The sequence below is a fragment of the Kineococcus vitellinus genome (genome assembly GCF_009906315.1).
Lineage (GTDB): Bacteria > Actinomycetota > Actinomycetes > Actinomycetales > Kineococcaceae > Kineococcus > Kineococcus vitellinus.
Map to the genome: position 1 here is coordinate 1 of NZ_JAAALL010000489.1, position 1903 is coordinate 1903.

Below are 1903 nucleotides of genomic sequence, written 5' to 3' on the forward strand. Positions count from 1 at the left end.
GGGGAGATCGGCGCCGTGGGCGGGCGCACCCGCCCGCCCACGGCGCCGATCTCCCCCACCCCGGGCAGGAAGACGAGGACGTCGCCGGTGTCCTCCTCCAGCGCGCGCCCCACGAGCGCGGCGACGTGGTCCAGCAGCGCCGGGTCCACGCGCAGCCCCTCCGGGGGGCGCACCGGGCGCGGCGGCGGGGCCCACCGCACCTGCAGCGGGTGCACGGGGGCGGTCGCGGTCACGACGGCACCGCCGGTCAGCGCGGCGAGCCGGCCGACGTCGAGGGTGGCCGAGGCGGCCACCAGCCGCAGGTCCTCGCGCAGCAGCTCGCGGGCCTGCACCAGGAAGGCCAGCGCGAGGTCGGCGTCGAGCTGGCGCTCGTGGACCTCGTCGAGCAGCACGGTGCCCACGCCGGGCAGGTCGGGGTCGCGCAGCAGCCGGCGCAGCAGCAGCCCGGTCGTGACGACCTCGACGCGGGTGGCCGCCGAGGAGCGGCGCTCCCCGCGCACCGCGTAGCCGACCGTGCGCCCGACGGGCTCGCCCAGCAGCGCCGCCATCCGCGCGGCGGCCGCCCGGGTGGCCACCCGGCGCGGTTCGGCGACGAGCACGCGGCCGGGCCGCGCGGCCGCCAGCGCCAGCGGCACGAGCGTGGTCTTGCCGGTGCCGGGCGGGGCCTGCAGGACGGCGCTGCCGCGGCTGTCCAGCACCCGCAGCAGCTCCCCGACGACCGCGCCGACGGGCAGCGAGGCCAGCAGCGGGGCGAGCACCACGGGCGTCAGCGGGTCGCCGCGGGAACCGGTCGAGGGCTCCGACGGGGAGGAGGACGAGGTGCGGCCCGCGGCCGAGCCGGGCGCGCTACGGCGCCGGGTGGCGACGGTGACGTCGACCCGGACCTCGATCCCGGCGGCGGCGCAGGCGCAGGGCCCCCGCGGCGAGCGCGAGGGCCATCAGGACGAGGACCACCACCTGCGGCGCGCCGAGGACCGGACCGGCGCCCTCCCAGGCGTACCCGCCGCTGGCCAGCCCCGCCTGGCGCTCGAAGTGGTTGCGGGCGCCCGGGAAGAAGAAGTCGTCGACGCCGTAGGCGATCGGGAAGGCCGCCGGGCCGGCGAGCACGGTGGCCACGGCCCACTGCGGGCGGTGGCGCGACTCGTGCTCGGCCAGCGCCCCCGCCTCGGTGGGCACGGTCGGGAAGCGCGGGGAGAGCACCACGTCGCCGAAGTTGACGGAGCGCTCCCCCGCGCGGGCCACGGTGCGCACGGCCACGTAGTAGTGAGCGGCGGCGTAGCGGCAGACCGTGGTGCCGGTGGCGTCGGCGTAGAGCATCGCCAGCCCGGTCTCGGGCCAGGTGGCGAGCTTCTGCGCGTAGAGCGTGGGGGTGAACCCGTCGTCCCCCTCGGTGCTGCCCCACTCCTCCCCCGGCACCGACGAGCAGACCGGGGAGTCGTCGAGGTCGGTGACGGCGCGCCAGGCGGTCCCGACGAGGATCAGCGCCAGCGCCAGCCCCGCGGCCACCCCCTGCAGGACCCGCACCGGCGCGCTGCGCAGCGGGGCCTTCCGGCCGCGCCACAGCCACCAGAGCGCGCCCAGCAGCCCGCCGACGAGCAGCCAGAACAGCACGTGGGCGGTGGCGCGGCTCAGCGGGTGGCTGAACCCCGCCAGGCGCACCGCGACCACCCCGTCGACTCTAGGTGCGCGGGTCGTCCGGCACGTCCCGCGAGCACGTCGCGCACCACGCGCAGCAGAGCCGCAGCTCCTCGCGCCCGGGGGCGGGGGAGCTGCGGCTCTGCCGGTGCTGCTCGGGGTGCTGCTGGGCGGGACGGCTCAGGCGGTGGTGCGCCCCGCCGCACCGGCGCCGCGACCGCGGCCACCGCGCGCGCCCGGAGCGGTGCAGGTAGGCCTTGTGCTCGGT

3 protein-coding genes are annotated in these 1903 nt (G+C 78.9%); all 3 read right to left on the minus strand.

Annotated features, from left to right (window positions below; all coding sequences use genetic code 11):
- The coding region (locus GTQ99_RS22720; protein WP_420814616.1) for a DEAD/DEAH box helicase at nucleotides 1-758 on the minus strand (758 nt) is incomplete at its 3' end.
- A gap of 88 nt (nucleotides 759-846) precedes the next feature.
- Nucleotides 847-1668, minus strand: coding sequence for a hypothetical protein (locus tag GTQ99_RS22725; protein WP_166617939.1), 822 nt, complete (start codon nucleotides 1666-1668; stop codon nucleotides 847-849).
- A gap of 10 nt (nucleotides 1669-1678) precedes the next feature.
- On the minus strand, nucleotides 1679-1903 hold a 225-nt coding region (locus GTQ99_RS24510), incomplete at its 5' end, for a hypothetical protein (protein WP_205708067.1).